The 235-nt window shown below is 47.2% G+C and carries 1 pseudogene; it reads left to right on the top strand.

What is annotated here, in order from left to right:
- Positions 1–235 (top strand): annotated as a pseudogene (locus AAEY88_RS15500) (bifunctional folylpolyglutamate synthase/dihydrofolate synthase); the annotation flags it as partial.

Consider the following 235-nt stretch of genomic DNA (forward strand, 5'->3'; position numbering starts at 1 on the left):
GCTCTCTATCAATCACCGCATCTGAGTGCTTTTAACGAGCGGGTACGTATCAATGGCGAAATGGTCAGCGATGAGATACTAATCAACGCTTTTTGCAAAGTAGAAGCGGCGCGATTACAGTGCGCTTTGACGTTGTCGTTTTTTGAGATGACCACATTGGCTGCATTATTGATATTTGCCGAAGCCGACTGTGATGTATGGGTGCTAGAAGTGGGACTCGGTGGTCGCTTAGATG

It is taken from the genome of Psychrobacter sp. CAL346-MNA-CIBAN-0220, assembly GCF_040309805.1.
Classification (GTDB): Bacteria; Pseudomonadota; Gammaproteobacteria; order Pseudomonadales; family Moraxellaceae; genus Psychrobacter.